5 protein-coding genes and 1 pseudogene are annotated in these 4,078 nt (G+C 47.5%); 4 read left to right on the forward strand and 2 right to left on the reverse strand.

Annotated elements, in window-relative coordinates:
• Together KTG14_RS17665 and KTG14_RS18085 are read right to left on the reverse strand one after the other, a co-directional pair.
• On the reverse strand, positions 1 to 279 hold a 279-nt coding region (locus tag KTG14_RS17665; RefSeq protein WP_216972102.1), incomplete at its 3' end, for a helix-turn-helix domain-containing protein.
• 74 nt (positions 280 to 353) lie between these two features.
• A complete protein-coding gene (locus tag KTG14_RS18085; RefSeq protein ID WP_216972103.1) occupies positions 354 to 695 on the reverse strand; it encodes a transposase family protein in 342 nt (113 codons plus the stop codon).
• Between the two features lie 369 nt (positions 696 to 1,064).
• Between KTG14_RS18085 and KTG14_RS17675 the strand changes: the two genes are divergently transcribed.
• The 4 genes and pseudogenes from KTG14_RS17675 to KTG14_RS17690 form a co-directional block, all read left to right on the forward strand.
• Positions 1,065 to 1,577 carry a DUF6431 domain-containing protein gene (locus tag KTG14_RS17675; RefSeq protein WP_308462049.1) on the forward strand — a complete coding sequence of 171 codons (513 nt, stop codon included), beginning with the start codon at positions 1,065 to 1,067 and terminating at the stop codon, positions 1,575 to 1,577.
• Between the two features lie 38 nt (positions 1,578 to 1,615).
• Entirely contained in the window at positions 1,616 to 2,971 is a 1,356-nt protein-coding gene (locus KTG14_RS17680) for a DDE-type integrase/transposase/recombinase (RefSeq protein WP_216972104.1), read from the forward strand.
• Positions 2,964 to 3,755, forward strand: coding sequence for an ExeA family protein (locus KTG14_RS17685; protein ID WP_216972105.1), 792 nt, complete (start codon positions 2,964 to 2,966; stop codon positions 3,753 to 3,755). Before KTG14_RS17680 ends, KTG14_RS17685 begins: the two co-directional genes overlap by 8 nt.
• A gap of 93 nt (positions 3,756 to 3,848) precedes the next feature.
• A pseudogene (locus tag KTG14_RS17690) lies at positions 3,849 to 4,078 on the forward strand (IS30 family transposase); the annotation flags it as partial.

The following is a 4,078-nucleotide window of genomic DNA, read 5'->3' on the forward strand; positions in this document are numbered from 1 at the left end:
AAGAATCCGTTTGTAATAGAAAACCTGTTTGGATTCGACGGAAAGAAGGAGCGAAATGACTTCATAGAATTCGTCGATTTGGGAGGCCTTCTTCTTGGTTTTGGATGGCATGAAGCCGTTTAAGTATTTGTCGATCGTTCGGCGGTCCACGCCAAGCTTTCTCGCTAATTCACTTTTGTTTATTTTCATTTTTAAATTCTCCATTAGGGTTTTAAATTTCGGCAAGTCACTCAACTTCTTCACTTCAAATTCCGTTTCAATCGCTAGCTGTATGTACATACTAATCACCTCTAGATTAGTATGCCGATGCACATCAAAACTGTACATGCTTAGGCAATCATTTTAGTACATAGTTAAGCTATCATTTCTAGCTGCCGAAAGAAAGCAGCTAACCGCAAGGTTTTTCGATCATAGGCGTTCCACCATTCCGGCCGTCGCTCTGTAAAGATACGCTGGTGGCAGTCGGGCTGGTGACAGAAGAATTTGCGAGCCCTTACATGCAGGGAAACAGGCATTGAATGAAGTGGGGTATCCTTGAGTGTTCGCCAATATCGGCTGTGAATCCGGCAGGAAATATGGCGGCACGCCGGACAACGGCTCCCATGTTGAATAGATTCCATATACAAATGAAAGGCATCATTAGAGACAGAAACGTGCAAGACTGTCCAAGTCGGGTAGAAGAACTGCAGATTCATAGTTTAACGCCTCCTCAAGAATTTTTACTACTATAATTCCCAAAAAGAGGCTTCACCAAAATTGCGGAAGAACCATTTTATCACCGGCAATGACAAAACGCACAGTTCAAATATAATTTATAAGAATTTAAATAAAAAAGAAGAACATAAATAGTAATTGTTAATGCTGTTTCTTAATGTCCAAAAGTTGATGGTATTGTTTGTCCAGAAATTGACGGATATAATGTCCTTAATAACTCTGGAGAAAGGAAAAGACGCCTCCCTGTGTGTCGGCTATTACCAGTAGCTCGACGGGAGACGTCTTCCAAAAAAATATGATAATCGTCTCTGATTATACCATAGAAGAATGCGTCTCAAAAGGCGTTTTTCATCCGGTGCGCAGAAAAAGTTCCATGTCCTTGTTGTAGCCATATGGACTATAAGATCATCGGTTCACGAGAGCGAAAGTTGCGAGATGAAAGTGGAGAATCCCGTTGTTTTATCGTCAGAAGGTTGCGCTGTAAGCAGTGCGAAAAGATTCATCATGAATTGCCTGACCTCATGGTGCCTTATAAACGGTACGGGGCTGACATTATCGAGGAGGCAGTTCTTCCAACTACCCACCTGACGGTGGCCGTCGATGAATCAACCCTTTACCGGTGGCGATTTTGGTTTTTCAACCTGGTGGATTATTGGCTCTTTATCCTACAATCTCTTCTCGTTCAGCTCCAAGAACATGAGACTACAGCGGTCGACCTGTCCAGTCGTCAGCTGCCTGCGCACGAACGAATTGGAGAGTGGTTGGGCGTGGCAAGCGGATGGCTGGCAAAAATTGTCCGACCCGTCGCCAACCACCATTTTTGGATACATACCCGTTCTGCCTTTTTGTCCACTCGTTCGTGAATTACACTTCAGTTATCTGATGAAGAAGGAGTGTAAACATGGCTAGAACCAAAGCAGAAGAATTGGCAACCCAGCGCTTTCAATTGATTGCGCCGCTATTGAACGAGAAATTGGACCCTCAGGAACTGAGAAAACTTCGGGAGCAAATCTGTGAGAAAAACGGCCTCTCCGAACGCACCCTCCGGCGCTATGTCGCCCTGTTTAAGAAAGAAGGATTTGAGGGGCTGAAGCAAAAACCGTATCGGACGGTTCCACGAGAACTGCAAGATCCAGTGGTGGATCAAGCCATTCAGTTAAGGCGAGAAGTTCCGAGCCGGAGCATTGCCTCAATCATTCAGATTCTCGAATGGGATGGAATCATCGGAAAAGGAGAACTTAAGCGCAGCACATTGCAAGAACGCTTGTCGAAGCTCGGATATAGTGCGCGTCAAATGAAAATGTATCATGAGACCTCCGGCGCTGTTCGGCGTTTTCAGAAGCGACGCCGGAATGCCCTCTGGCATTCGGATATTAAATACGGCCCTTACTTACCGATCGGCCCCAATGGAACCAAAAAACAAGTCTACATGGTGGCTTTTCTGGATGACGCGACGCGCTTCCCCCTTCATGTGGCGTTTTATCCGATGTTGGATGCGCGGTGCGTAGAAGATGCTTTTCGCGAGTCCATTCGCAAGCATGGCGTGCCAGAAAGTGTCTACTTCGATAACGGGAAACAATACCGCACGAAATGGATGGCGCGAACGTGCTCGAAGCTTGGGACGCGGCTTCTCTATGCGCGTCCTTATTCACCCGAATCAACTGGAAAAGTCGAACGGTTCAACCGAACCTTTGATGAATTTTTACAAGAAGTGCGGCTCGAACACCCGAAAACGATCGATGAATTGAATGGCTGGACCGATGTGTGGGTCAAGGAACGGTATGTCCATAAACCGCACAGTGCATTGGCAGGAAAGACACCGTTTGAAGCGTTTCGCAATGAAGCCACGCAGATCCGTTCCGTTTCAGCAGAAGAACTCGCTCATGCATTCTTGCATGCGGAGACACGAAAGGTCGATAAATCAGGCTGCATCAGCTTCCAAGATCGCAAATATGAAGTGGGCCTCCATTTTGTCGGATCCAAGGTCGAAATTACGTTCGATCCACAGGATACCCGTGAATTAACTGTCGACTATCCTGGATATGATAGTTGGAAAGCCCGTGAGATGGTGATGTCCGAGAAAACGGGCAAACGTCCTTCACTTCCGGAGAAGATGACCAAAGAACCGGCCGGTTCTTCTCGCTTGCTTCAAGGCGCCAAGAAAGTGAACGCAGAGCGCCAAGCGAGTGCTGTGACGCCGAGCCTACCGGCCGTCAGCTTCCGCCATATTGGAAAGGGCGGTGCGGATCATGTTTGAATCGTTTTTTGAGATGCGCGCCACCCCGTTCTCGCGTGATATTCCAACGGCCGACCTGTACGAATCCAATCAACTCGAAGAAATCATCGGCCGCTTGAATTATGCGGCAGACCGGCAGCTGTTCGCCGTCATGACCGGTGAATGTGGCCTTGGAAAAACCACAGCGATCCGAAGGTTCACCGATCAACTGGATTCTTCTCGCTACAAACTGCTTTATCTATCGGATTCGAAATTAACGCCCCGCCATTTCTATAAAGGCATGTTGGAGCAATTGGGGCTCGAGTCGAAGTTTTATCGCGGCGATGCCAAGCGCCAGCTGCATCGAGAAATCGAGCTGATGAAAGGCATTCACAAGCTGACGCCTGTCTGCGTGGTCGATGAAGCGCATCTATTAGACCTGGAAGAAGTGCGTTTCCTCTTGAACTTTCGCATGGATGCGCAAAGTCCGATGGCGCTTATCATGGTCGGACAAACGGAATTATGGGACCGACTTCAGCTTCAGTCTTTTGCGGCGATCCGCCAACGGATCGATATCCAGTTTCGCTTGCATCATCTCGACCGTGCCGAGACCGAACAATACATGATCAAGCATCTCGCCTATGCAGGAGTGGGACGAGACATCTTTAGCGAATCTGCGATTGATGAAGTGTTTAGCTATTCAAGTGGCGCCTCGCGTCTCATCAACAAATTGGCGACGCATTGCCTATTATTCGCAGCACAGAATGGAAATCGCATCATTGATGATCGCATGGTGAAGAAAGTAATCGAGGGGGAACTAGCTTAGTTCCCCCTCGTTTTTTCTCTATTCGTTTGGCCAAAGAAACCGTCAGGTTTGGGACAAAAAGAACCGTCAGTTTACATTGTGAGTGTACCACGAATGACCTACACCCATCTTACCACGGATGAACTGGTGATGATAGAAGCCTACTTCCACCAAGAGACACCTGTGGCGATCATCGCTGCACGCCTGAAGCGCTCCAGACAGCCAATTTACAATGTCATCAATTTCTTGAAATTGGGACATACGGTGCTCGACTATTACACCCGATATCAACAGAACAAGAAGCGATGCGGACGGCGAAAGATTGTCTTGCCGCAGAAACAACT

It is taken from the genome of Planococcus sp. CP5-4_YE (assembly GCF_019042655.1).
Lineage (GTDB): Bacteria > Bacillota > Bacilli > Bacillales_A > Planococcaceae > Planococcus.